22 protein-coding genes, 1 rRNA gene, 1 pseudogene and 1 other annotated feature are annotated in these 26,938 nt (G+C 49.4%); of the genes and pseudogenes, 23 read left to right on the top strand and 1 reads right to left on the bottom strand.

Annotation, left to right across the window (positions count from 1 at the left end):
- Positions 1 to 79 precede the first annotated feature (79 nt).
- The 22 genes and pseudogenes from BMX58_RS11530 (at position 80) to rpoC (ending at position 25,203) form a co-directional block, all read left to right on the top strand.
- The gene (locus BMX58_RS11530; protein ID WP_068622788.1) at positions 80 to 799 is read left to right on the top strand and encodes an HAD family hydrolase; all 720 of its coding nucleotides are present in this window, start codon (positions 80 to 82) and stop codon (positions 797 to 799) included.
- A 90-nt stretch (positions 800 to 889) separates the two neighbouring features.
- A pseudogene (locus BMX58_RS11535) lies at positions 890 to 1,852 on the top strand (transketolase-like TK C-terminal-containing protein); the annotation flags it as partial.
- 472 nt (positions 1,853 to 2,324) lie between these two features.
- Positions 2,325 to 2,930 (top strand): sigma-70 family RNA polymerase sigma factor, encoded by a 606-nt coding sequence (locus BMX58_RS11540; RefSeq protein ID WP_068622787.1) that lies wholly within the window; start codon positions 2,325 to 2,327, stop codon positions 2,928 to 2,930.
- Between the two features lie 138 nt (positions 2,931 to 3,068).
- Positions 3,069 to 3,656 (top strand): Gx transporter family protein, encoded by a 588-nt coding sequence (locus tag BMX58_RS11545; protein ID WP_068622786.1) that lies wholly within the window; start codon positions 3,069 to 3,071, stop codon positions 3,654 to 3,656.
- Positions 3,657 to 3,883: 227 nt separating this feature from the next.
- Entirely contained in the window at positions 3,884 to 5,761 is a 1,878-nt protein-coding gene (locus BMX58_RS11550) for an FAD-dependent oxidoreductase (protein WP_068622785.1), read from the top strand.
- 80 nt (positions 5,762 to 5,841) lie between these two features.
- Positions 5,842 to 6,267, top strand: a complete 426-nt coding sequence (locus BMX58_RS11555) for a NusG domain II-containing protein (protein ID WP_068622784.1) — start codon at positions 5,842 to 5,844, stop codon at positions 6,265 to 6,267.
- Positions 6,268 to 6,301: 34 nt separating this feature from the next.
- On the top strand, positions 6,302 to 7,282 hold the full coding sequence (locus tag BMX58_RS11560) for a polyprenyl synthetase family protein (RefSeq protein WP_068622783.1): 981 nt from the start codon (positions 6,302 to 6,304) through the stop codon (positions 7,280 to 7,282).
- Between the two features lie 207 nt (positions 7,283 to 7,489).
- On the top strand, positions 7,490 to 8,035 hold the full coding sequence (locus BMX58_RS11565) for an FMN-binding protein (protein ID WP_068622782.1): 546 nt from the start codon (positions 7,490 to 7,492) through the stop codon (positions 8,033 to 8,035).
- 113 nt (positions 8,036 to 8,148) lie between these two features.
- Positions 8,149 to 9,222, top strand: coding sequence for an FAD:protein FMN transferase (locus tag BMX58_RS11570; RefSeq protein ID WP_068622781.1), 1,074 nt, complete (start codon positions 8,149 to 8,151; stop codon positions 9,220 to 9,222).
- 5 nt (positions 9,223 to 9,227) lie between these two features.
- Entirely contained in the window at positions 9,228 to 10,169 is a 942-nt protein-coding gene (gene menA / locus BMX58_RS11575) for a 1,4-dihydroxy-2-naphthoate polyprenyltransferase (RefSeq protein ID WP_068622780.1), read from the top strand.
- Positions 10,166 to 10,648, top strand: coding sequence for a GNAT family N-acetyltransferase (locus BMX58_RS11580; RefSeq protein WP_068622779.1), 483 nt, complete (start codon positions 10,166 to 10,168; stop codon positions 10,646 to 10,648). Before menA ends, BMX58_RS11580 begins: the two co-directional genes overlap by 4 nt.
- Before the next feature lie 282 nt (positions 10,649 to 10,930).
- Entirely contained in the window at positions 10,931 to 13,105 is a 2,175-nt protein-coding gene (locus BMX58_RS11585) for a PTS sugar transporter subunit IIABC (RefSeq protein WP_068622778.1), read from the top strand.
- Positions 13,106 to 13,299: 194 nt separating this feature from the next.
- Positions 13,300 to 13,452, top strand: a complete 153-nt coding sequence (gene rpmG, locus BMX58_RS11590) for a 50S ribosomal protein L33 (RefSeq protein ID WP_072763840.1) — start codon at positions 13,300 to 13,302, stop codon at positions 13,450 to 13,452.
- Positions 13,453 to 13,488: 36 nt separating this feature from the next.
- Entirely contained in the window at positions 13,489 to 13,659 is a 171-nt protein-coding gene (gene secE / locus BMX58_RS11595) for a preprotein translocase subunit SecE (RefSeq protein WP_068622777.1), read from the top strand.
- A gap of 139 nt (positions 13,660 to 13,798) precedes the next feature.
- The gene (gene nusG / locus BMX58_RS11600; protein WP_068622776.1) at positions 13,799 to 14,347 is read left to right on the top strand and encodes a transcription termination/antitermination protein NusG; all 549 of its coding nucleotides are present in this window, start codon (positions 13,799 to 13,801) and stop codon (positions 14,345 to 14,347) included.
- A 165-nt stretch (positions 14,348 to 14,512) separates the two neighbouring features.
- Positions 14,513 to 14,938 (top strand): 50S ribosomal protein L11, encoded by a 426-nt coding sequence (gene rplK / locus BMX58_RS11605; protein ID WP_068562458.1) that lies wholly within the window; start codon positions 14,513 to 14,515, stop codon positions 14,936 to 14,938.
- Positions 14,939 to 15,041: 103 nt separating this feature from the next.
- Positions 15,042 to 15,731, top strand: coding sequence for a 50S ribosomal protein L1 (gene rplA, locus BMX58_RS11610; protein ID WP_068622775.1), 690 nt, complete (start codon positions 15,042 to 15,044; stop codon positions 15,729 to 15,731).
- 40 nt (positions 15,732 to 15,771) lie between these two features.
- Positions 15,772 to 15,898, top strand: a sequence feature (ribosomal protein L10 leader region).
- Positions 15,899 to 15,936: 38 nt separating this feature from the next.
- Positions 15,937 to 16,437: a 50S ribosomal protein L10 gene (gene rplJ, locus BMX58_RS11615; RefSeq protein ID WP_068622855.1), complete on the top strand. Its 501-nt coding sequence runs from the start codon at positions 15,937 to 15,939 to the stop codon at positions 16,435 to 16,437.
- A gap of 74 nt (positions 16,438 to 16,511) precedes the next feature.
- On the top strand, positions 16,512 to 16,877 hold the full coding sequence (gene rplL / locus BMX58_RS11620; RefSeq protein ID WP_068622774.1) for a 50S ribosomal protein L7/L12: 366 nt from the start codon (positions 16,512 to 16,514) through the stop codon (positions 16,875 to 16,877).
- A 112-nt stretch (positions 16,878 to 16,989) separates the two neighbouring features.
- A complete protein-coding gene (locus tag BMX58_RS11625; RefSeq protein WP_068622773.1) occupies positions 16,990 to 17,598 on the top strand; it encodes a class I SAM-dependent methyltransferase in 609 nt (202 codons plus the stop codon).
- Between the two features lie 314 nt (positions 17,599 to 17,912).
- Positions 17,913 to 21,440: a DNA-directed RNA polymerase subunit beta gene (gene rpoB / locus BMX58_RS11630; protein WP_068622772.1), complete on the top strand. Its 3,528-nt coding sequence runs from the start codon at positions 17,913 to 17,915 to the stop codon at positions 21,438 to 21,440.
- 118 nt (positions 21,441 to 21,558) lie between these two features.
- The gene (rpoC, locus tag BMX58_RS11635; protein WP_068622771.1) at positions 21,559 to 25,203 is read left to right on the top strand and encodes a DNA-directed RNA polymerase subunit beta'; all 3,645 of its coding nucleotides are present in this window, start codon (positions 21,559 to 21,561) and stop codon (positions 25,201 to 25,203) included.
- 277 nt (positions 25,204 to 25,480) lie between these two features.
- On the opposite strand, the gene BMX58_RS11640 is transcribed toward rpoC, so the two are convergent.
- On the bottom strand, positions 25,481 to 26,218 hold the full coding sequence (locus BMX58_RS11640) for a prepilin peptidase (RefSeq protein WP_068622770.1): 738 nt from the start codon (positions 26,216 to 26,218) through the stop codon (positions 25,481 to 25,483).
- A gap of 504 nt (positions 26,219 to 26,722) precedes the next feature.
- Between BMX58_RS11640 and BMX58_RS11645 the strand changes: the two genes are divergently transcribed.
- Positions 26,723 to 26,938 (top strand): 16S ribosomal RNA (locus tag BMX58_RS11645); the annotation flags it as partial.

Here is a 26,938-nt window from a genome sequence, read left to right on the forward strand (position 1 = left end):
GATAAGACTCATTGGAGTTTTGTCCCTTTTTGTACTAATGTAAAGATAAATGAATTACACATTACGGAGGAGGATAAGTATGGTGACAACTTTCATATTTGATGTTGATGATACATTGTACGATCAACTGGAACCCTTCAATAGGGCGTTCAAAAAACATTTCCTGCGCTTCAAGGATGAAGTGGACATAGAAAATTTGTATAAACTGAGCAGAAAATACAGCGACGAAGCGTTCGAATCAACCGGCTACGAAATCAAGAAGCTGAGAAAAATGCACATCTACCGCATCTCGAAGGCTTTCGAGGAACTAGGCATCCGGATAACCGAAGAGGAGGCGTTGTCTTTCCAACTGGACTACGAAACGTTCCAAAATGAAATCAAGCTGATCGATGAATTCCCTCAAATCTTTGAACTGCTGCTCCAGAGGGGCGCCAAACTCGGGATCATCACGAATGGCGCGGATGCTAACCAAATGAGAAAAATCAAGCAACTGGGCCTCGGAAAGTGGATCGCTCCCGAAAATATGTTGGTATCGGAAATTGCCGGAGTTTCCAAACCCAACAAAGAAATTTTCGAAGCGCTAGAGGAAAAGATGGGATTTTCAAAACACGATGTGTACTACATCGGCGATAACTTCAACAACGATATTGTCGGCGCAGCCGCGGCAGGGTGGAAAACAATTTGGGTAAATTTCCGGAAGCACGCAGCAAGGGATCCGAAAATAACAGCAACGTATGTGGTGGAGCAACCAATGGACTTGTTGAAATTATTGGATCATTTAACAAAGATAAACTTGTAGGGCATTGATGTTCTATATTCACATCGGAATTATGCAACGACTGTTCTAGATTTTTATTTTTTTGTAATAATCAGGGTAAAGAATCATTAACTATCGCACTATGAACTGGGCTCCAACCAGGCAAGCCGCATTTCCAGCAAAGAAATGATCCAGGCTATCTCGAAAACGGTTCCCGCTTTCTGGGGCGGTTCGGCCGACCTTTCGTCCTCCAACAACACGATGGTCGCTGCCGAGAAAGACTTCGAACCCGGCCAATACGAAGGCCGCAACATCTGGTTCGGGGTGCGCGAATTCGCCATGGCTTGCGCCATGAACGGCATCCAGCTGCACGGCGGCAGCAAAGTCTACGGCGGCACGTTCTTCGTCTTCACGGACTACCTGCGCCCGGCAGTCCGGCTCGCGGGCATCCAAAAAGCGCCCGTGACCTATGTCTTGACCCATGATTCGGTGGCTGTCGGGGAAGACGGCCCGACGCACGAACCGATCGAACAACTCGCCAGCGTGCGCTGCATCCCGAACGTGCAGGTGATCCGTCCGGCCGACGGCAACGAAACGGCGGCAGCCTGGAAACTGGCGCTGGAAACGACGGACAAACCGACGATCCTGGTCCTGAGCCGGCAAAACCTGCCGGTGCTGGAAGGGACCACCACAGATGTCTTCGAAAAAGTTGCCAAGGGCGGCTATATCGTTTCCGATTCCGAAAAGGCTGTCCCGGAAGGCATCCTGATCGCGACCGGTTCGGAAGTTTCGCTGGCGGTCCAGGCCCAAAAAGCCCTGCAAGCGCAGGGCCAGGATGTCCGCGTCGTCTCCCTCCCGTCATTCGATTTGTTTGAACAGCAATCCGCTGCCTACAAAGAAGCAATCCTGCCGCAAGCCGTGACTAAACGCGTGGCGGTCGAAGCCGGCGCCACATTCGGCTGGGAACGTTATGTCGGCTCTGCAGGAAAAATCATCGGCATCGACCACTTCGGCGCTTCCGCGCCGGGGGACAGAATCCTGAAAGAGTTTGGGTTCACGGTTGGAAATGTCGTAAACATGTATAGTAGTTTGTAAAAAAATCAGTTCGGCCTCTCCAAAAAGCGATTTTGAAGGGGCAGGACTGATTTTTTTTGAGATTGATTGGCCGACAAGGTTTACTGACGGTTATATTGAAAAGATGAAAGCTTGGTTGGAATATTGAGTTTATGTATATATTCATGAATACAATTTTTCGCGCCGTTAATACAAAAAAATGAATAGCAATCATTTTTCATAACATCGATAATATCCGCCAACTTAACTGCCTGACATATTTTGAAGGATTCCAATTGATTCGGAGTGTCTGGCATAAGGATGATGTTGATGCGTTTCAACTGTTATGTAAATATTTTTATACGGGAATAAAAAAGTGCGGGAAAGTGTGAACGAAAAAATAAACTAATGTTTGACAGCGCTTACTTTATTGGTATAATAGGTGTCAGGTAATATATCATGCAATTTCGGAGATGCATAAGATATTGCTGAAAATGAACTTGGGGGTATTATAATGCAGGAAGTAGTGGAATTATCGGAAAACAGTCCAGAGCAACTGGTGGTACTGATTCAGCAAGGGCATGCAATGTATTTTGAAGAACTTTTCTATAGGTTTTTGCCTTTGGTGAAAAAGTTCAACAAAGTGTATTATCTGCGCTCTTTGGAACAAGAAGATTTTTGGCAGGAGGCGCGGATGGTTTTGCATAAAGCGGTGCAAGCGTATGCTCCCGAGAAAGGTCTGCAGTTTGCAAGCTTCTACAAATTGACGCTGAAGCATCATATTTTCAGTCTGATCAGGAAAGAAAGTGCGGTCAAGCGAAAGATCGATAAAGGCTCGGTGTCGTTGGATGAAATATTGGAGAATCAATACAGCAATCATACGGAATTTTCGTTCGAAGGAGTTGCTTCGACGCGCTTTTCTCCTGAAGAAATCGTGATGGTGAAGGAGAGTGCATCCGGTTACTTCGAAAGTTTATCGGAATTTGAGCAAGCAGTTTTTGTGCGTTTCCTCAAAGGGTCCGCTTTCTCGGCAATTGCTGAAGAATTTGATTGTGACGTAACATCGATCAAGAACGCCTATGATCGATGCCACCGTAAAATGAGACGTTTGTTGGAATGATATCCTAATGAATCCTCGCCGGAAATGATTTTCCGGCGAGGTGTTTTTTTCTTTCCGGAAAAACAGGCCCTGAGTTCATTTCTGGGGCCTCATTGTGCTACACTTTAAGTACGAATTTGATAAAGTTGGGATAAGCTGATGAACAAAAATAAACGTTTGATCTATATTTCATTATTGGCGGCGCAGGGTGTTGTCATAACGCTGCTGGAGCGGGCGATTCCGTTTCCGTTCGCGTTTGCGCCGGGTGCGAAGCTGGGGTTGGCAAACATCATCACCTTGTTGGCGATCTTTACATTGCCTTATAAGGATAGTTTCAAAGTTGTGTGGATGCGGCTGTTGATTTCCACTTTGTTGGGCGGGACATTATCGACCTTCCTATACAGTTTTGCGGGGGCTTTTCTGAGCTATGGCGGGATGCTTTTGGTCCGGCTGTTGGGGCCGAAGCGGGTCAGCATGATCGGCATCAGCGCGGCCGGCGGGATTCTGCATAATGTCGGCCAGCTGGCGGTGGCGAGTCTGATTGCGCAGTCGTTCAGTGTGATGCTCTACTTGCCGATCCTTTCCGTGACCGGCATCTTCTCGGGGATCGCGGTCGGGGTGGCGGCGAATTATCTGCTGGAGCATGTCTCGACGATCCGCCAGTTCCAGCTGGAAGAGGCCGCTAAAAGCAAATTGACGAAGGCGTGGTATGAGGCTTCGCTGGTCTACAGGGAAGGGCAGGACTAGCGGTTTATTGCGGGGACATCTCGGTTGCGAAAGGTTTTAAGGCGACGCGTGAGGAAGAAAACAAAGTGAAAAATATGAGGAAATGCTCATAGATAAACTTTTTCATGCTACTTCCGGGTTATGCATGGACAATTATTCACAAATGCACTATACTTATAAATGTGGTTATTTTAAATAAGTGAACTGGCGCAAAGCTGCGCTGCACATAGAAAAAGGAGACTACAAGGATGAGTAAAAAGAATATTGTGGTTGTGGGAGCAGGCTTTGCCGGTGTGGCCGCCGCGAAGAAGCTGTCCCGCCATTTCAAGAAAAATCCGGATGTCCTGATCACCTTGATCGACAGACATTCCTACCAGACGTACATGACCGAGCTGCATGAGGTGGCAGCGGGACGCGTACAGCCCGATGCGATCCAATACGATCTGCAGCGCCTATTCAGCCGCAACCGCAACGTGGACATCGTCACCGACGAAGTGACCCACGTCGACCGCGAGCAGAAAGTCGTGACGACCAGCAGCCACAGCTTCAATTATGACTACCTGATCCTGGCGATGGGCGGGGAGCCGAACACATTCAACGTGCCGGGCGTCGATGAGCATGCCTTCACGATGTGGTCTTGGGAAGACGCGAACAAAATCCGCCGTCATATCCAGGATACGGTCGAAGCCGCTTCGAATGAGCACGATGATGCCAAGCGCAAAGCGATGCTGACGGCTGTCGTCAGCGGGGCCGGGTTTACCGGTGTCGAATTGGTCGGGGACCTGATGGAATGGAAAGACCATCTGGCCAAAGCCAACAAACTGGATCCGGCTGAGTTCAGCCTCTACTTGGTCGAAGCCGCACCGCAGATTCTGGGTGTCGTGACCGAGAAGGAACAACAAAAAGCCGAAAAATACATGCTGAAGCAAGGCATCCAGATCATCAAAGGCAATGGCGTCGCCAACGTCGAGAAGGACCGCGTCGAGTTGTCCGACGGAACAATCATTCCGACGCATACTTTGATCTGGACGGCTGGGGTAAAAGCCAACACGGATGCAGCGGCTTACGGCATCGAACAAGCAAGAGCGGGCCGTTTGGTAGCCAATAAATATATGGAAGCGAAAGATTCCGATGGCGTCTATTTGGCAGGGGATTTGGTCTACTATGAAGAGCCCGACAAAGACAACGCGCCGGTGCCGCAGATCGTGCAGTCCGCCGAACAGACGGGACACACAGCGGCCGCCAACATCATCGCTTCGATCGAAGGCACAGAGAAGCACGAACACAAAGGCACGTATCAAGGCTTCATGATTTCGATCGGTTCCCGTTACGGCGTGGCCTACTTGATGGACAAGATCCACTTGAGCGGTTTCTTCGCGATGCTCGTGAAGCACATCGTGAACTTGTTCTACTTCATGACGATCGGCTCAGGCTATTATTTCGTGCAATACATTTATCATGAATTCTTCCATATCAAAGAAAAACGCAACATCTTCCGCGGCCACCTGTCCCGCTTGGGCAATGTGCTCTGGGCCTTGCCGCTGCGCGTCTTCTACGGCAGCATGTGGACCTGGGAAGCGGTCAAGAAGATCTACGGTCTCTACGGCACGACTTCCTGGTTCGGCGATGACATCGTCCTGCCTTTCGCCTGGCTGAAGGAAGCGACGACCGGTGCCTCCCAAGCGGTAACGGAAACGGCCACTGCCGTCAGCCATCCGGTCTTCGGTTTGAGTTACGCCTACGGGGAAGAGCCGATGATGATCTTCAAAGAAGCGCCGGAATGGTTCAACAGCATCATGAAGATCATGATCCCGAACGTGGAAATGGCGTTGTTCTTCCAGAAGTTTATGACGATCGTCGAGTTGCTGATCGGCTTGGCCATCATCGCGGGCTTGTTCACCTTCCTGGCGAATGCCGCAACGATCGCCTTGGTGGCTGCGTTCTCCTTGTCCGGTATGTTCTACTGGGTGAACATGTGGTTCATTCCGGTTGCCATCGCCCTGATGAACGGTTCAGGCCGAGCCTTCGGGTTGGACTACTACGTGATTCCGTGGATCCAGAAGAAACTTGACAACTGGTGGTACGGTAAGACAAAATCAATCTATAGACCGGGCGTCGGTCAATAATAACGATCTGACAGGGTTAAGGTGGGGAGACTTGCCTTAGCCCTTTTCTTTTAAGCAAAAGAACGAAGAGGTGACGGGAAATGAGGAAATACCTGAAAATGATCCGCAGAGGCGATCTTTTCATCATCCTGCTTTTGATGGCGGCTTCCTTCCTGCCGTTGGGGATTTTCGGCTATCATCAGGCCAATGCGGAGAGCGCTGACAAAATCGCGGTCGTCAGCGTGGACGGCAATGTGGTGAAGGAATTTGTGCTGAAGGACGACGGCAAGACGGAAACCTATGTCTATCGCGACGACCACGGCCACGAAAATGTGATCGTGCGCGAAGGGGCGACGGTCCGGATCGAATCCGCCGACTGCGATGACCAGTTGTGCGTGCGGATGGGCGCGAAGGATGGCATCGGGGAAACGATCATGTGCCTGCCGAACCGCGTGCTGGTTGAGGTGCGCGGAGCCGACGGAGCGGCCAACGATGCCGACGAAGAGGCCCTCGACATCATTTCCTGATCCCCGCTTAAGGCAGAACAAAAGGAGTTTCACGATGAATATTCATGCGATGTGGGACCGGTATCCGCTGCTGCAGGCGGAATTGGTCGCCACCAATGAGCTGTTGGAAAAAAACATAACGATCAAAAATCAGGCGGTCAGGGAAGCGATCCTCGCTCGGCTGCTTTCGGGTGGGAAAATGCTGCGGCCGGCCTATTGCCTGCTGTTTTCATACTTTTCCTCGCAACGGGATGCGGAAAGGGCGCAGGCGATTGCCGCCGCGGTGGAATTGTTGCATACCGCGACGTTGATGCATGATGACGTGATCGATGAGGCTGGCACCCGCCGAGGCCAGACGACAATGAACCGGGCATTCGGCAATCAGATCGCCGTCTATGCGGGGGATTATCTCTTCACGGTCTGTTTCCGCTTGTTGTCTCAATATGCCGACAACGCAGCTGTGCTGAAGATTGACACGAACGGGATGGAAAGCATCCTGATCGGCGAGCTGAACCAGATGGATATGCGCTACAATCCGAACATGCGCATGCGTGATTATCTGCGCCAGATCCAGGGCAAGACGGCTCAGCTGTTCGCTTTGAGCTGCTATGCCGGTGCCTATGGAGCGGATGAGGACGAGAAGTTGGCGCAACTGGCCTATCGGATCGGCCACAACATCGGCATGGCCTTCCAGGTCATGGATGATGTCTTGGACTACACGCAGGACGAAAAGACCTTGGGCAAACCGGCTCTTAGTGATTTCCGCAATGGCATCTACACGGCGCCTGTACTTTACGCAATGCAAGCCGACCGTAAAGCCTTCGCTGCCTACGTCGCCAAAGGGGCGGATGTGACAGCGGAGGAGCTGGCGGAGATCCACGATTTGGTGGAACGCTGCGGCGGCAATCGCGCTGCCCAGGCTTTGGCCAAGAAGTACACGACCAAAGCGCTGAAGCTGATCAAAAAATTGCCGGACCAGCCCGTAAAGGAAACGCTAACGAAAATAACTGAGCAATTGCTTTATCGCAATATGTAGCGGTATCCTTGTTGGGATGGCCTGGATTGACAGTATTTATTTTCCGGATAAATCATCAGAAAATAATGCTTTTTTGATAAATATAAGGATTTTATTTGGCTAAAGATGTAACAAATGGTATGATAAGTAAGTGGAAAGATATCGGGGGCTTGTGATTGGCGTCACATATCTAGCCATATAACAAAAAAGAACAGGGTGGGATAGATTATGGAATTAAAGAAAACGTTATCTACGGCAACTCTTTTGCTGGCATCAACTTTCGTACTGGCAGCCTGCGGCGGCGCGGACACTGACACTGAGGCAGAATCTTCTGCAGCGGCTTCATCCGAAGTTGTGGCTGAGTCTTCTTCTGAAGCTGTTTCAGAAGCGGCGGCTGAACTGCAGGACGGCACATATACATTAGTTGAAAAGAACTTTGACACACGCGGCTGGAAAACTGAATTCTCGATCACTGTAGTGGACGGCAAAATCACGGAATCGGCATACGAGAACGTGAACGAAGCCGGCGCGAAGAAATCGGAAGATGCGACTTACCAAGAAAATATGGCAGCGAAAGTTGGCATCGGACCGGCTGATTACTTCCCGGCATTGAACAACCAGTTGGTTGAGAAGCAAGATCCGGAAGCGGTTGAAGTCGTTACTGGTGCAACAGGTTCTACTGATACTTTCAAAAAGTATGCTCCAATGTTGATCGACGCAGCTGAAGCTGGCGACACAACTACGATCGAAATCGACAACGTAGTCGAAGAATAAGCTGTTTTTCCGCTTTTGGGGTGGAATCGGCAACAAAAAAGATTATCATAGACAGGTAGGGACAGCGTTCTTGTTCCTGCCTGTCTTTTTAAATGGAATGATGGGGTGAACGGATGGGAAAATATGCAAATAAGGCCGGTCTGGCGGGAACACTGCTGCTGGCGCTGTTCTTTGCCGGTTGCGGAAACGCGGCGGTGGAGGAAGAAGCGGCGTTACGCAAGGAGCCGTATGAGAAAACGGAATTTCTGATGGGGACGTACGTGACGGTCCGTGTCTATGACGAAGGCAAAGAAGCGGTGCTGGAAGAGGCTTTCGACCGCGTGGAAGCGTTGGCCGACAAAATTACGGTCAATGAACCAGGTTCCGAGATCGACAAGGTCAATGCTGCGGCAGGGGCGGAAGCGGTGCAGCTGTCGGAGGACATCTATCCGCTGGTGCGTAGTGCTTGGGACTACAGTGAAGCCTCGGGAGGCGATTTCGACCTGTCGATCGGGCCGATCACGGAGCTTTGGCACATCGGTTTCGATGATGCGCGCAAGCCGGAACAGAGCGAAATCGATGCGGCGCTGACTTTGGTCGATCATGAACGCGTTGTGCTCGACGACGAGTCGCAGACGGTCCGACTGGAAGGCGCCGGAATGCGTCTGGATTTGGGCGCCATCGCCAAGGGCTACATCACCGATGAAGTGAAGGAACTGCTGGTGGAGGAAGGCGTGACGACCGCCATCATCGACCTTGGCGGCAACGTCTATGTGCTGGGAGGCTCGCCGCTGCGCGAAGGGGAAGCCTGGAACGTCGGCATCCAGGATCCATTGGCTGCACGCGGGGAAACGATCGGCAAAACGAAGCAAACGGACCGCTCGATCGTGACTTCGGGCATCTACGAGCGCTACATCGAAGTGGACGGCGTCAGCTACCACCATCTGATGGATCCGGAAACCGGCTATCCGTTCGACAACGACATCGCCGGCGTTTCGATCATTTCCGACAAGTCGATCGACGGGGATGCCTTATCGACGCTCGTCTTCGGACTGGGGATGGAAGCTGGCCTGGCCTATGTCAACGGACGCGACGATATCGAAGCCGTTTTTGTCACAAAGGACATGAAGGTCTATGTTTCGGACGGGCTGATGGACAATTTCGAACTGACGAACGCCGACTATGTCTGGGAAAATGAAGAGGAGTGAGCAGCATGACTGTACCTGTATTTTTGGAATTCGTGGAAATCAAAACCAAGCTGGCCAGCCTGTTTCCCTTTGTGCTGGGGACCTTGTTTACGCTTTACCGTTTCGGCAGCATCAATGCGCTGAACACGATCCTGTTCTTCATCGCCATGGTCGTCTTTGATATGGCGACGACGGCCATCAACAACACGATGGACTTTGTGAAGGCGAAGAACTTGGTCTACCGCGACGAGGAAAATATCCTCGGCAAAGCGGGCATCTCCGTCAAAAAAGCCGCGACCATCATCGTCTCGATGATCGCTTTTGCGGCCTTGCTCGGTTTGATCCTGACGGCGCGGACGAATCTGCTGCTGCTCGCGATCGGGGCGCTCTGCTTCGCGATCGGGATCCTCTATACGTTCGGCCCGTTTCCGATTTCGCGGATGCCTTTGGGCGAAGTGGCCTCGGGGCTGACGATGGGCTTCGGCATCTTTTTCATCGCCGTCTTCGTGAATGTGCCGGCCGGAACGTTGGCGTCGCTGCTGCTGCAATGGCCGAACTTTACGTTGGCTGGGAACGTCGCCAATCTGCTGATCATCCTGCTGCAGTCGGCTCCGCTTGTGTTCAGCATCGCCAACATCATGCTGGCGAACAATATCTGCGACTACGAAACGGACATCTCCAACCACCGCTACACGCTGACTTTCTACATCGGCAAACCGATTGCCGTGCGCCTGTATTCCTGGCTGTACTACGGGGCTTTCGCCGCGACGAGCGTTTCCGTGCTGTTCGGCATCTATCCGGTCTGGATGCTGTTCATCTGGGCGATCTTCCCGGTCATCCAGCGCAACATCCACCGCTTCAAAGCCAAACAGGACAAAGCGACCACCTTCAACCTGGCGATCAAGAATCTGATCCTCTATCACGGGTTGGAGATCATCCTGCTGATCGTGTCGCTGATCCTGAAATGATCACGATCAGAGAAGGAGCCCCTGCGGATGAGTTTTTCCTGAAGGAAATGACTTATCAGGCGATCTATTCGCCCAAAGGCGGGGGCTTTTTGCCGCGGAAAATATTGGAGGAGCCGGCGATCCGGCGCTACTATGCGGACTTCGGCAGGAAAGGCGATAAGGCATTCGTGGCGCTGTCCGATGGTCAGGCTGTCGGGGCCGTGTGGATCCGTTTTGCGGCGGCTGCCCAGAAAGGCTACGGCTTTGTCCGCGCGGATGTGCCGGAGCTTACGCTGGCGGTGCTGCCGGCTTTCCGCGGGCGCGGCATCGGCACGGCGCTGCTGGCACGGATGCTGGCTGAACTGCGGGCGGCGGATCTGGAGGCCGTCTCCTTGAGCGTGGCCCGCTCCAATCCGGCGCGAAAACTGTATGAGCGGCAGGGGTTCCGCGTTGTGAAAAAACAGCGAAATTCTTGCACGATGTTGATTGGATTAAAATAATGATATAGTAAAACGTTTTCAGAAAAAACCTTTCCGGACAAGTATTTAAAATTGTGTCCAAAATGTTACTTCTTGCTTTTAATGAAAGCGCAGTTGCGTTATAATGGCTATGGATTCGGAGTATCTTTTCTTTCGGAATCTTCATTTATTGCACAAGAAAGCGCTATATTCATCCCCTGCATTTTCCGTCCGCTTAAATAAAGCGCACGAGGCCAGTTGCGGCGGAGCGGGTCCGCTTGTTCCGCAAAGCAGCTGTCCTTGTCCCTATTTGGAGGATTTAAAATGAAGGACAAAATTTTTGGGGTTTTGCAACGTGTGGGACGTTCCTTTATGTTGCCGATCGCCATTTTGCCGGTAGCCGGACTCTTTTTGGGTATCGGTGGATCATTCACTAATGCTACGACACTGGAAACATATGGTTTAACGGAACTGATGGGTCAAGGGACGTTCATTTATGATGTGCTGAACGTAATGAACCAGGCCGGATCGGTTGTTTTTGGGAACTTGCCGTTGATCTTCGCTGTCGGCTGTGCCATCGGGATGGCGAAAGCTGAAAAAGCGACTGCCGCTTTGGCTGCCGTCATCGCTTTCCTGATCATGCATTCATCCATCGGCGCTATGATTGTAGCCCGTGGCGGCGCGGATCAGTTCATCGAAGGGTCCATCTCAAACGTATTGGGTATCGAGTCATTGCAAATGGGTGTTTTTGGAGGTATGATCGTCGGTTTGGGTGTTGCTGCACTTCATAATCGCTTTTATAAAATTCAATTACCAGCTGCTCTTTCATTCTTTGAAGGCACTCGTTTTGTTCCGATCATTTCATCGATCGTCTACTTGTTCGTAGGTATCCTGATGGTTTACATCTGGCCGCCAGTGCAAGAAGGCATCAATGCGATCGGTGCTTTGGTTCAAGGTTCCGGTTATGCCGGAACATGGTTGTATGGATTCATGGAACGTGCGTTGATTCCGTTCGGTCTGCACCACGTATTCTACTTGCCGTTCTGGCAAACAGCGGTGGGCGGAACGATGGAAGTCGGCGGCAAAATGATCGAAGGGGCACAAAACATCTTCTTCGCACAATTGGCTGATCCGGACACAACTGTCTTCAGCGTTGCTGCTACACGTTTCATGTCAGGTAAATTCCCGTTGATGATCTTCGGTTTGCCTGGTGCTGCTTTGGCGATGTACCGCACTGCCAAGCCAGAAAAAAGAAAAGAAGCCGGCGGACTTTTGTTGTCCGCTGCCTTGACTTCCATGCTGACAGGTATCACTGAGCCGTTGGAATTCACGTTCTTGTTCGTTGCGACACCATTGTATGCCATCCACTCTGTTTTGGCGGGTGCTGCTTACATGCTGATGCATATGTTTAATGTGGGCGTCGGTATGACCTTCTCGGGCGGATTCATCGATATGTTCCTTTACGGGATCCTGCAAGGGAATGCGAAAACGAACTGGATTTGGATTGTGATCGTCGGTCTGGGCTACTTCGTCGTGTACTACTTCCTGTTCACATTCCTGATCAAGAAATTCAACTACAAGACTCCAGGTCGCGAAGACGATTCCACAGAAGTGAAGTTGTATACGCGTGCTGACATGAATGCGAAAGCGCAAGAAGGCGCTGCAGACGTTGCATCAGTCGTGAAAAATGAAACCGATGAGATGTCCGCTTCCATCATTTATGGTCTGGGCGGCGCTGCCAACATCGTGGACGTCGACAGCTGTGCGACACGTCTGCGTACAACCGTTGCAAACGGAGATTTGGTCGATGCGGAATTATTGAAAGGCACGGGAGCATCCGGCGTCATCCATAAAGGGAATGGCGTGCAGGTTGTTTACGGACCGAAAGTTTCCGTCATCAAATCAAACCTGGAAGAATTCATCGAAAGCGGCAGTGCCGCAAAACTGCCTTCCAAAGAAGACTACTACGGTCTGAAGGCTGTTGAAAAAACGGAAGAAAAAGCAGCGGAAAAAATAGCAGCGCCTGCTGCTGAAGAGAAAGCTGCAGTTGCGGCCACTTTGCGTTCGCCGATCGCGGGTACAGCCATTCCATTGACGCAAGTGGATGACGCTGCTTTCGCCAGCGAAGCGTTGGGTAAAGGGATCGCAATCGAACCTGCAGTCGGTGAAGTCGTTTCACCGATCAATGGTAAAGTCGTCATGGTTTTCGACACGAAGCATGCTATCGGTCTGGAATCGGACGAAGGCGTTGAAATCCTGATCCACATCGGATTGGACACTGTCAATCTGAAGGGTGAAGGCTTCACTGCCCACGTTAAGGCTGGGGATTTTGTCGAAATCGGAGACAAATTGGTTGATTTCGATATCGAATTCATCAAGGCCTCCGGTTACAAGACAACTACGCCTATCGTAGTCACAAACACTTTCAATTACAAAAACATTGAAACTGTTGCGGAAGGCACTGTCGATCTTGGCGATGCAATCGTTACAGTTCAATAAGAAGTAAGATTCAACGCGGATAAGGCAATGCAGAACTGAATAGCGCAACAAAAAGGTTTCCGGTCTCAGATCCGGAGGCCTTTTTGTATTTCTGGGCCGATCCGCCAAAAAATAAAAAGGTTGACTATTCGGGGCAGTCGCTCTAATATTAGCTTGTATTGTGTACACAAATAGAGAGAAAATAGGTGAGCGACATGGCTATCAGAAAAGCCGCATTAGCCTGTACCGTATGTGGATCAAGGAACTACACCATCACACCTACTGAAAAAGGTCGTACAGAACGTTTGGAAGTCAAGAAATTTTGCCGGTACTGCGGAAAGCATACCTTGCATAAAGAAACGAAATAAAGACGAAACTGGCAACATATAGTAGGAGGAGTAAGCATGAAATTTCTGAAGAGCGTAGCGGATGAAATGAAGCAAGTGACTTGGCCGACTGGTAAGGAATTAGCAAAATATACAAATACGGTAGTCGTTACCACAATCTTATTCGCATTATTTTTTGCCGTAGTAGATTTTGGGATCACAGAGGCAATGGATTTAATCTTAAATTAAAAGAAGATTTGTAGCCATACGGTCTTCGTGATGCTATAATGTTAACGCCGTACAGAAGGAACCTTTCAACACAGGAAGGTTTTTTTGTTTACAAAGAATTGAAGTCAAATAAAAATCCACCAAGAAAGAAGATGCAGAAATGGAAACGATCGAAAACGAAAAACAATGGTACGTGTTGCACACTTATTCGGGTTATGAGAACAAAGTGAAGCTGAACATCGAATCGCGTGCGCAAAGCATGAACATGGAAGACCATATCTTCCGTGTCGTCATCCCGGAAGAAGAGCAAGTGGAAGTGAAGGACGGAAAAGAGAAGGCTACTACGCAAAAAACCTTCCCTGGTTACGTATTGGTCGAAATGATCATGTCTGATGAAGCGTGGTTCGTTGTCCGCAATACGCCGGGCGTCACCGGTTTCGTCGGATCGCACGGAGCGGGAAGCAAGCCGTCCGCTCTATTGAATGAAGAAATCGAAGTCATCCTGAAGCGCATGGGCATGAGCACGCGCACGCGTGACGTGGAATTCGAAAAAGGCGAAGCCGTCACGATCACCGATGGGGCATTCAACGGCTTGTCAGGGTTCGTTGAAGAAGTGGACAGCGAAAAAGGCAAGCTGAAAGTCATGATCGAAATGTTCGGCCGCGAAACGATCGCCGAACTCGATTACGACCAAGTCGACAAAGGCTAAGAAAAGCGGAACAGGTTCGTTGCGCATAATTATTTTCAAGAAACTATTGCATTTAGTCTGGAGTGCTGATACAATATGTCGGTACGTTCAGGCGTATGGATTGAGTGGGAGGGGAAATCTTAACCCCATTAAACCACATCACGAACAATCAAGGAGGTATGTCTCGTGGCTAAAAAAGTTGTTAAATTAGTTAAGTTACAAATTCCTGCAGGTAAAGCATCTCCTGCTCCACCGGTAGGTCCAGCTTTGGGTCAAGCACAAGTAAACATCATGGGATTCTGTAAAGAATTCAATGCGCGTACAGCTGACCAAGCAGGTATGATCATTCCCGTCGTCATTTCTGTATATGAAGATCGTTCATTCACCTTCATTACTAAAACTCCTCCAGCTCCAGTATTGCTGAAAAAAGCTGCAGGTATCGAATCAGGTTCAGGCGAACCAAACAAGAAAAAAGTTGGTACCGTAACTCGTGACCAAGTTAAAGAAATCGCTGAAACAAAAATGGTAGACTTGAATGCAGCAGACGTAGAAGCTGCTATGCGTATGGTCGAAGGTACTGCCCGCTCAATGGGTATTACAGTTCAAGACTAATTCAAAAGGCAGCTTCTCATGCGGTCTTCCGGACGCTCACAAGACGTTTTGGGCCGCAAGTGGGAGGTAAAACCGTTAAAACCACAATCTAGGAGGAAAATTCATGGCTAAGAAAAGTAAAAAATTCCAAGATGCTGCGAAAAAAGTCGATTCTACTAAAGCATATTCAGTAGAAGAAGCAGTAGCATTAGCGAAAGAAGTCGATTTTGCAAAATTCGACGCAACTGTTGAGGTCGCTTACCGTTTGGGGATCGACACTCGTAAAAATGACCAACAAATCCGTGGAGCAGTCGTGCTTCCGAACGGAACTGGTAAAACACAACGCGTTTTGGTATTCGCTAAAGGCGAAAAAGCTAAAGAAGCTGAAGCTGCTGGTGCAGACTACGTAGGCGATGCTGACATGGTTCAAAAAATCCAAGGCGGATGGTTTGAATTTGATGTTGTTGTTGCAACACCTGACATGATGGGTGAAGTTGGACGTTTGGGTCGCGTATTGGGACCTAAAGGTTTGATGCCAAACCCTAAAACAGGTACAGTAACAATGGACGTAACAAAAGCTATTGAAGAAATCAAAGCTGGTAAAGTTACATACCGTGCCGACAAAGCAGGTAACATCCACGTTCCTATCGGTAAAGTATCATTCGACGATGCTAAATTGATGGAAAACTTCCGTACTATCCACGATGTAATCTTGAAAGCTAAACCAGCAACTGCTAAAGGCCAATACGTTAAAAATGTAAGTGTAACAACTACATTTGGACCTGGCGTTAAAGTGGACGCAAGCTCTTTATAAAATAAACCTTGACCTGAACGGCTATCTTTGGTATAGTCGTTTAGGTTAATATATGCTACCGAAGACAGCAGGGGGCGCGAGCCTTAATCGTCCTGCCGAGGAAGAATCCAATGAGATATTTATGGATCCTCTATGTCTAGGTGACATAGAGTTTTTTGTTTTCGACAAGAAATTCTATCATAAAATCCAGGGGGTGAAATATAAGATGAGTGAAGCTGCTATTGCACAAAAACAATTGTTGGTTGAAGAACTGACAACTAAAATCCAAGAATCCGCATCTGTAGTCGTTGTTGACTATTTAGGTCTTACTGTTGAACAGGTGACTGAACTAAGAAAACAATTGCGTGAAGCTGGCGTGGAAATGAAAGTTATCAAAAACTCTCTAATGACACGTGCTGCTGGCGCTGCAGGTTTGGAAGGCATGGAAAGCATCTTCAAAGGACCTACTGCTGTAGCGTTCAGTACTGAAGATGTTGTGGCTCCGGCTAAAATCATGGCTGAGTTTGCAAAAACTGCTGAAAAACTAGAAATCAAAGGCGGTATCATCGAAGGCAACGTTGCTTCTAAGGAAGAAATCGAAGCTTTGGCGAAACTACCAAACCGCGAAGGTATGCTTTCTATGTTGCTTTCAGTTCTTACAGCACCATTACGCAACGTTGCGTTGGCTGTTAAAGCTGTATCCGATCAAAAAGGCGAAGCTGCATAATCTGCAGTTCTGTTGAGAAAAGCTTCCTGCGGGAGGCGCCCAAAAAACTAAAACCAAAAATGGAGGAACAAAAAATGTCATTAAACATCGAACAAATTATTGCTGACATCAAAGAAGCAACAGTTTTACAATTAAACGACCTAGTAAAAGCAATCGAAGAAGAATTTGGCGTAACTGCAGCAGCTCCTGTAGCAGTCGCAGCAGCAGGTGCAGTAGCTGCTGAAGAGCAAACTGAATTCAACGTTGAATTGACTTCAGCTGGCGATTCAAAAATCAAAGTAATCAAAGTTGTACGTGAAGCTACAGGCCTAGGCTTGAAAGAAGCTAAAGCTTTGGTAGACGGCGCACCAGCAATGGTTAAAGAAGCTGTATCTAAAGAAGATGCTGAAGCATTGAAAGCTCAATTAGAAGAAGTTGGCGCTTCTGTAACAGTTAAATAATCTTTTCCCAAAGATTGTTTCTACAGAAACACAATTCTTGATTGTGTAAATAGGGTAGCCAGGATAAGCGATTATCCTGGCTTTTCTTGTACAGTGAGAAGGAGTTGGGAATATGTCGAATCATTATTACACAAAGAATCCGGAAACGGAAAGCAAGGAGTCGTCCTGGAATTTTCGGCTGCGGGATCGCGACTTCCGCTTCATTTCGGACAGCGGGGTCTTCTCCAAGAAAACCGTCGACTTCGGCTCGCGGTTGCTGATCGAAACCGTGCAGTTGCCCGATGAGGTGGCAGGGGATATACTGGACGTCGGCTGCGGCTACGGCCCGATGGGATTGGCGCTTGCGCACGCTTATCCGGAACGGCTGGTGGAGATGGTGGACGTAAACGAACGGGCTATGTCTTTGGCGCGCCGAAATGCGGAAGCCAACAACATCCGCAACGTGAAAATCTACGAATCGAACACGTACGACCAAGTGCCGCAAGAAAGGCAATTTGCTGCCATCGTCAGCAATCCGCCGATCCGTGCCGGGAAACAGGTTGTCCACCGCATTCTGTCGGAAGCGCACGGGCATCTTTTGCCGGGAGGCACATTGACTGTCGTGATCCAGAAGAAGCAGGGCGCGCCGAGTGCCGAACAGAAAATGCTGGAAGTCTTCGGCAATGCTGAAGTGGTTGCGCGCGACAAAGGTTATTGGATCATCCAGTCAGTCAAAGCCTGATGTCTCTGCCGGACCGCTCCGATGGCGAGCAAAAGGCTGTTGACAAACGAAATCCATGTGTGTAGAATAGTAAGGTAATATAGACGCATAAGATAATTCAGGAAACGCGACTGAAATATTGTCCAGACGCGCTTTTCGAGGCAGAAAACAAAAGAAAGAGTAATTTTCTCAGAAATTGCAACCTTCTTTTGGTTTTTTTTTGCCAAAAAAACGTTGCGGAATGTATGCGTAACAAAAACGTAACATTTGTTGCGGAAATGCAACATGATAGTGCGCTGTCGCTAAATGTCTAAATTTAAGTAGGGGTGAAGAAGTTGTTAGGGCATAATGAAAAATTCGGGAAACAACGTACCCGCAGAAGTTATTCGCGTATCAGTGAAGTGTTGGAGCTTCCTAACTTGATCGAGATCCAAACGGATTCTTACAAATGGTTCCTGGAAACCGGAATCAAGGAGATGTTCAAGGACATCACGCCGATCGAAGACCACACAGGAAACCTGGCATTGGAATTCGTCGACTATGAATTCCACGAGCCGAAATACACGGTTTCCGAAGCACGTGCACATGATGCCAATTACTCGGCGCCAATCTATGTAAAACTGCGCTTGATCAATAAAGAAACAGGCGAAATCAAAGACCAAGAAGTATTCTTCGGTGATTTCCCATTAATGACCGACATGGGTACTTTCATCATCAATGGGGCGGAACGTGTTATCGTCTCCCAGTTGGTCCGTTCTCCAGGTGTCTATTTCCATAATAAGATCGACAAAAACGGAAAAGAAAGCTTCGGCAACACCTTGATTCCTAACCGTGGCGCATGGTTGGAATATGAAACGGATGCCAAAGACATCTCTTACGTCCGCATCGACCGCACCCGGAAAATTCCTTTGACGGTATTGGTCCGCGCATTGGGCTTCGGGTCGGATGATCAGATTCTTGAGATCTTCGGCGACAACGAAAGCCTGCGCTTGACGATGGAAAAAGATGTCCATAAAAATGCATCGGATTCCAGAACAGAAGAAGCCCTGAAGGATGTCTACGAGAGACTCCGTCCAGGCGAACCGAAAACGGCCGACAGCTCGCGCAACTTGCTGAATGCTCGTTTCTTCGACCCAAGAAGATATGACATGGCTCCGGTTGGACGCTACAAAGTCAACAAAAAATTGAACGTCAAAACACGCTTGTACAACCAGACATTGGCTGAAACATTGGTCGATCCTGAAACAGGCGAAATCATCGCAGAAAAAGGAACCGAATTGGACCGCGGCGTAATGGAACGCTTGGCGCCTTATTTGGACAACGGCTTGAATCAAGTGACGCTGTATCCTTCCGATGATGGTGTTGTGACGGATCCGGTCGTCATGCAAGTAGTGAAAGTCTACTCCAAGAAAGATCCAGAGAAAGTCATCAACGTGATCGGCAATGCCGAAATTTCCGATGACATCAAACATTTGACGACTGCGGACATCTTTGCTTCCATGAACTACTTCTTCAACCTTTCTGAAGGACTGGGAACAACCGATGACATCGACCACTTAGGGAACAGACGTATCCGTTCGGTCGGCGAATTGCTGCAGAACCAATTCCGTATCGGTTTGTCACGGATGGAGCGTGTCGTGCGCGAAAGAATGTCCATCCAGGACGTTTCTACCGTCACGCCGCAACAATTGATCAACATCCGCCCGGTAGTGGCCGCCATCAAAGAATTCTTTGGTTCTTCCCAACTGTCACAGTTCATGGACCAAACGAATCCGCTGGGCGAACTGACGCACAAACGTCGTCTTTCTGCCTTGGGACCCGGTGGTTTGACAAGGGACCGTGCCGGTTATGAAGTCCGGGACGTTCACTATTCCCACTATGGCCGTATGTGTCCGATCGAAACGCCTGAAGGCCCGAATATCGGACTTATCAACAGCTTGTCCAGCTACGCCAAAATCAACAAATATGGTTTCATCGAAACGCCTTACCGTCGTGTGGACTGGAATACGCACAAAGTTACCGACATCATCGACTACTTGACTGCCGATGAAGAGGATAACTTCACGGTTGCGCAAGCCAACTCGGTCCTTCTGGAAGACGGAAGCTTCGCCAACGATATCGTCATGGCCCGTTATATCCATGACAACCTAGAAGTTCCGATCGAACGCGTCGACTACATGGACGTTTCTCCAAAACAGGTAGTTGCTGTCGCTACAGCCTGCATCCCGTTCCTGGAAAACGATGACTCCAACCGTGCCTTGATGGGTGCGAACATGCAGCGTCAAGCCGTTCCGTTGATCAACCCGCAAGCGCCGTTCGTCGGTACCGGGATGGAATACAAAGCCGCCCATGACTCAGGTGCAGCCCTGTTGTGCCAACATGAAGGTGTGGTTGAATACGTGGATGCCAAAGAAATCCGTGTCCGCCGCGACAATGGTGCTTTGGATAAGTACGATATCATCAAATTCCAACGTTCCAACTCAGGGACTTGCTATAACCAACGTCCGATCGTAGCTTTGGGAGACCGCGTTGATGTCGGCGAGACATTGGCAGACGGCCCATCAATGGAAAAAGGCGAAATGGCCCTTGGGCAAAACGTATTGGTTGCCTTCATGACTTGGGAAGGTTACAACTACGAGGATGCCGTCATCATGAATGAACGTCTTGTGCGTGACGACGTCTATACGTCCATCCATATCGAAGAATATGAATCAGAAGCCCGTGATACGAAGCTTGGACCTGAAGAAATCACGCGCGAATTGCCGAACGTCGGCGAAGATGCTTTGAAGGATCTTGACGAGCGCGGCATCATCCGCATCGGTGCGGAAGTCAAAGACGGCGACATCCTGGTCGGTAAAGTCACGCCTAAAGGGATGACGGAACTGTCTGCGGAAGAGCGTCTGTTGCATGCCATCTTCGGGGAAAAAGCCCGCGAAGTTCGTGATACTTCCTTGCGTGTGCCTCACGGCGGCGGCGGAATTGTCCACGACGTGAAGATCTTTACCCGCGAAGCAGGCGATGAACTGGCTCCTGGCGTGAACTTGCTGGTGCGTGTCTACATCGTTCAGAAACGTAAAATCAACGAAGGGGATAAAATGGCCGGACGCCATGGTAACAAAGGGGTTGTATCCCGTATCATGCCGGAAGAAGATATGCCATACATGCCAGACGGCACACCGGTTGATATCATGTTGAACCCTCTAGGGGTACCATCACGTATGAACATCGGACAAGTATTGGAACTTCACCTTGGTATGGCTGCCCGCGAATTGGGCATCTACGTTGCCTCTCCGGTATTCGATGGTGCGGATGAAGACGACGTATGGGGTACAGTGGCGGAAGCCGGTATGGCGAGCGATGCCAAGACGATCCTTTACGATGGCCGTACAGGTCAACCATTCGATAACCGTGTATCCGTCGGCGTCATGTACTATCTGAAACTATCGCACATGGTCGACGACAAATTGCACGCCCGTTCGACTGGACCATACTCGTTGGTTACGCAACAGCCGTTGGGTGGTAAAGCTCAGTTCGGTGGACAACGTTTCGGAGAGATGGAAGTTTGGGCACTGGAAGCTTATGGTGCTGCCTATACCTTGCAAGAAATCTTGACATACAAATCAGATGATGTTGTCGGTCGCGTGAAGACATACGAAGCGATCGTCAAGGGCGAAACAATCCCTCGTCCAGGTGTACCTGAATCATTCCGCGTATTGGTGAAAGAATTGCAAGCACTCGGATTGGATATGAAAGTGCTTGATGAAGCAGAAGAAGAAATCGAATTGCGCGACATGGATGAAGAAGACGATGTTGTGAATATGGAAAGATTGAACAAACAATCTGAAGCAATGAAGAGAGACTAGTCTGTGTTCCCGGACGGCCGAAACCGTCCGGGTGCATATTTGATCGAGTCGCATTGCCTCACGAGAACCGCAGATAGAGCATTTTGGGCAGCTCAAAGAATAAAGGGAGGTTGGCCCCTTGATAGACGTTAATAAATTTGAAAGTATGCAAATTTCCTTGGCTTCTCCTGATAAGATCCGCAGCTGGTCTTACGGTGAAGTCAAAAAACCAGAAACAATCAACTACAGAACGCTGAAACCTGAAAAAGAAGGTTTGTTCTGCGAAAGAATTTTCGGACCGCAAAAGGACTGGAAATGTTCCTGCGGCAAGTACAATGGTATCCGCTACAAAGGCATCGTTTGTGACCGCTGTGGCGTTGAAGTGACGCGCGCGAAAGTCCGTCGTGAAAGAATGGGCCATATCGAATTGGCCGCTCCTGTAACGCATGTATGGTACTTCAAGGGCATCCCTAGCCGTATGGGTCTCGTATTGGATATGAGCCCGCGTGCTTTGGAAGAAATCATTTACTTCGCTTCGTACGTTGTCATCGAACCGGGCGATACAATCCTGGAATCCAAACAATTGCTGACGGAAAGAGAATACCGCGAAAAACGTGCGCAATTCGGCAACAGTTTCCATGCAGCCATGGGTGCGGAAGCGATCAAGCAATTGCTTGATCGTGTGGACGTCGATGCTGAGTGTGAAGAACTCAAAGAAGAGTTGAAATCCGCAACCGGCCAAAAACGTACGCGTGCCATCCGTCGTCTGGATATCTTGGACGCATTCCGTTCATCCGGAAACAAACCGAGCTGGATGATCATGGATGTTATCCCGGTAATCCCTCCCGATTTGCGTCCGATGGTGCAATTGGAAGGCGGACGTTTTGCGACGAGTGACCTGAACGACCTTTACCGTCGTGTCATCAACCGCAACAACCGTCTGAAACGTCTGTTGGATCTGAATGCACCGAACATCATCGTGCAGAACGAAAAACGGATGCTCCAGGAAGCTGTCGATGCATTGATCGATAACGGTCGTCGTGGCCGTCCTGTAACCGGACCGGGTAACCGTCCGTTGAAGTCTCTTTCGCACATGCTGAAAGGGAAACAAGGTCGTTTCCGTCAGAACTTGCTGGGTAAACGTGTCGACTACTCCGGCCGTTCCGTTATCGTAGTCGGACCGTTCCTGAAGATGTACCAATGCGGATTGCCGAAAGAAATGGCAATCGAATTGTTCAAGCCGTTCCTGATGAAAGAATTGGTATCCCGCGATATCGCAAGCAACATCAAGAACGCCAAACGCAAAATCGACCGCATGGACGACGATGTTTGGGATGTCTTGGAAGACGTCATCAGAGAGCATCCGGTATTGCTGAACCGCGCACCGACGCTTCACCGTTTGGGTATCCAAGCGTTTGAACCGGTCCTGGTCGAAGGGAAAGCGATCCGCCTGCACCCGTTGGTATGTGAAGCCTACAATGCCGACTTCGATGGAGACCAAATGGCTGTCCACGTACCGCTGGGCGAAGAAGCACAAGCCGAAGCGCGCCTGTTGATGCTGGCTGCACAGAACATCCTGAACCCTAAAGATGGCAAACCAGTCGTTACGCCATCCCAGGATATGGTTTTGGGTAACTATTACCTGACCCTGGAAGAAAAAGGCAAAGTCGGCGAAGGAATGGTCTTTGCAAATGCGCAAGAAGCTGGCTTGGCGTATGAAAGCGGGTTTGTCCACTTGCATACGAGAGTAGCGATCAGCACACAATCGTTGCCTAAGAAACCATGGACAGAATGGCAAAAAGACCGTCTGTTGGTTACAACGATCGGTAAGATTTTCTTCAACGAAATCATGCCGGATGAATTCCCGTACTTGAATGAACCTACCCAATTCAACTTGGATGTCGCGACTCCTGACAAGTATTTCGTAGAAGCCGGTGCTGACGTTCAGGCGTTCATCGAAAAACAAGACATCGTCGGACCGTTCAAGAAGAAATACTTGGGGAACGTCATTGCTGCCGTCTTCAAGAAATTCCAAGTGACGGAAACTTCGAAGATGTTGGACAGAATGAAGGATCTGGGTTACAAATTCTCTACCCGTTCCGGTATCACCGTAGGGATCGCCGATATCCTGGTATTGGAATCCAAAGCGGAGATTCTGGAAAAAGCCCATAAAAAAGTCGAAAATATCACGAAACAATTCCGTCGCGGTCTGATCACCGACGACGAAAGATACAACAGCGTCATCACAACCTGGAACTTGGCGAAGGACGAAATCCAAGTCGAACTGATGAAGTCATTGGGACAAGAAAACCCGATCTTCATGATGAGCGATTCCGGAGCCCGTGGTAACATCTCCAACTTTACCCAGTTGGCGGGTATGCGTGGTCTGATGGCCGCTCCAAACGGTAAGATCATGGAATTGCCGATTACATCGAACTTCCGTGAAGGACTAAGCGTTTTGGAGATGTTCATCTCTACCCATGGTGCGCGTAAAGGGATGACCGATACCGCCTTGAAGACAGCCGATTCCGGTTACCTGACACGTCGTTTGGTTGACGTGGCACAAGATGTCATCATCCGCGAAGACGACTGCGGAACTGACCGTGGTCTGATCGTCCGTTCCATCCAAGAAGGCAATGAAATCATCGAGGCCTTGGAAGAGCGTCTTATCGGCCGTTATGCACAAAAAACGGTTGTTCATCCTGAAACGGGTGCAGTTCTTGCTGCGCACAACCAATTGATCACAGAAGATATGGCGAAAGAAATCATTGACGCCGGCATCGAAGAAGTGACAATCCGTTCCGTATTCACATGCCACACAAGACACGGCGTCTGCAAACGTTGCTACGGCCGCAACTTGGCTACTGGCTCGAACGTTGAGGTCGGTGAAGCAGTCGGTACGATCGCTGCCCAATCCATCGGTGAGCCGGGTACCCAATTGACCATGCGTACGTTCCATACCGGCGGGGTTGCCGGAGACGATATCACACAAGGTTTGCCGCGTATCCAAGAAATCTTCGAAGCGCGTAATCCGAAAGGGCAAGCGATCATCACGGAAGTTACCGGGGAAGTTGTCTCCATCGACGAAAGTGCATCCGATCGCTCCAAAGAAGTGACCGTCAAAGGAATCACGGATACAAGAACGTACACGGTTCCTTACACTGCGCGCATGAAAGTGGCTGAAGGCGACTTCGTCCACCGTGGTGAGCCGTTGACTGAAGGATCTATCGAGCCGAAGAGCTTGTTGCGTGTCCGTGACGTGTTGTCCGTCGAAACGTACCTGTTGCGTGAGGTTCAGAAAGTATACCGTATGCAAGGGGTAGAAATCGGCGACAAACATATCGAAGTTATGGTCCGTCAAATGCTGCGCAAAGTCCGTGTCATGGATCCGGGTTCAACCGATATCCTGCCGGGTACATTGATGGACATCTCAGACTTCGAAGACCGCAACCGTGCAGTCATCAACGCTGGCGAAGTTCCGGCAACAGCCCGTCCAGTGCTGTTGGGGATCACGAAAGCGTCCCTGGAAACAAACAGCTTCTTGTCTGCTGCTTCCTTCCAGGAAACGACTCGCGTCTTGACGGATGCTGCCATCCGCGGCAAGAAAGACTCGTTGTTGGGTCTTAAAGAGAATGTTATCATCGGTAAGATCATTCCTGCTGGTACAGGTATGGCCCGTTACCGTAAGATGGAACCAAAAGCCGTCGAAGCCGAAAGTGAGAGCGTCTATAGCATCACTGACACAGCCGAAATGGGTTCGGATCTGTCTGACTACAAAGCTTAAAACAATAAACGTTCCGGAAAAGCAGAGGGCTTTTCCGGGGCGTTTTTTTGTTGTTTGGTGTTTTTTTGTTTGGTATTGGATTTGTGGGTTTGGTGGCGGGATTCCCCGCCAAAATGGTTTTGCCGGGGAATCCCGTCTGTGCGCGGCCGTTTTTTCTCCGCGAAGGTGCTTTCGGCAGGTTTTCTGACTGTGATTTAGACTGATTTTCCCCGCCAACATGCTTTCGGAGGGCTGATCCTGAGAAAAATAAAAAACCCCGGGTAGAATCAAAGGGAGGTCAACGCGCCGACAGCATTTGCGCAAAGTGCACCACGACAGCAGAAGCAGCGAGGAAGGGTCCGAACGGCAACCTGCGCCGTAGAGAACAGTTTTTCGTCAGGTAGCTGTGCAGAAAATAGAAACCCGCAGAGAAACTTGCCAGTAGGATGATGAACAGGGTGGGCTCCAAGCCGAAAGCAAGGCTCAGGATCGACAGCAGTTTGACGTCACCGCCCCCGATTCCGTCGGGAAGAGCGAGACTTGTGAAGAACAGCAAGGAAAAGATCGCCAATGAACTGATGAAGGCTGTCGGCCAGTCCGTGAAAGGAAGCGTCATCTGGCGGAATACGACACCAATCAACAATAAGAGTTGGAAGCGATCGGGAATCAACAGATAGAGATAATCGGCGATCGCTATGATCAGCAACAGTGAGAACAAAAAGGCGAGCGCAACCAACTGCAACAGATCCGTCGCATAGAAATAGTAGAGCAGACAGGCCAGGCAGCCGGAGATGATTTCCGAAGTGGGGTAAAGCACATCTATCTTTGCGGCGCAGTAGGCACATTTCCCGCGGTGGCATACATAAGAGACGATCGGAAAAAGATCTTTGGTCTGCAGCGTATGTTGGCAATGGGTGCAGTGGGAACGTGTGGTGGTGAAGTTTTCTTTGACGGGGATGCGCGTCCCCAGAACACTGAAGAAGGATCCGAAAATAGCTCCGAAGTAAAAAATGCATGTGTAGGCAACGATGGTCAAAACAATTCCTCCTTGGCGAACAAACTGACTATAGTATCCGCAATCGATCGGTTGAATCTTTTTCGACGCAGTTTTTTGGATGACAATTTGAAAAATAGGTTATTTGTTGTTGACAGGACATCTGTCAGGTGGTAGACTGTTTAAGTTGTCAAAACAATCCTTTGTCGCCTGTGAAAAATAATTATTGACAGATGATTGCGGATTTGATAATATATAAGAGTTGCTACGGCAGTTCAAATAGCGTCTGGATTATCTTGAAAAAATATTTCAAAAAGACGTTGACAACGAGCTTTGTAAGTGGTATTATAAATAAGCTATCACGTAACGAGTGATAACGATTGACCTTTGAAAACTGAACAAAGAATGAACGAACCAAATGTGCAGGAAGCTTCGATTTCGGTCGAGGCAAACGAAGGCGATACGCAGTATCGCAAACATAAAGTCAGCAAAAAATTAAGAGCTATTCAGCTTAACATGTAGGATTTCTGTACAAGAGTCCAACTTTTACATGAGAGTTTGATCCTGGCTCAGGACGAACGCTGGCGGCGTGCCTAATACATGCAAGTCGAACGGTCTTTTCTATGGAAGCTTGCTTCCACTGAGAAGATAGTGGCGAACGGGTGAGTAACACGTGGGTAACCTGCCCATAAGAGGGGGATAACATCCGGAAACGGGTGCTAATACCGCATAGGTTTCTTAGTCGCATGATCGAGAAAGGAA

It is taken from the genome of Trichococcus ilyis (assembly GCF_900109135.1).
GTDB lineage: Bacteria > Bacillota > Bacilli > Lactobacillales > Aerococcaceae > Trichococcus > Trichococcus ilyis.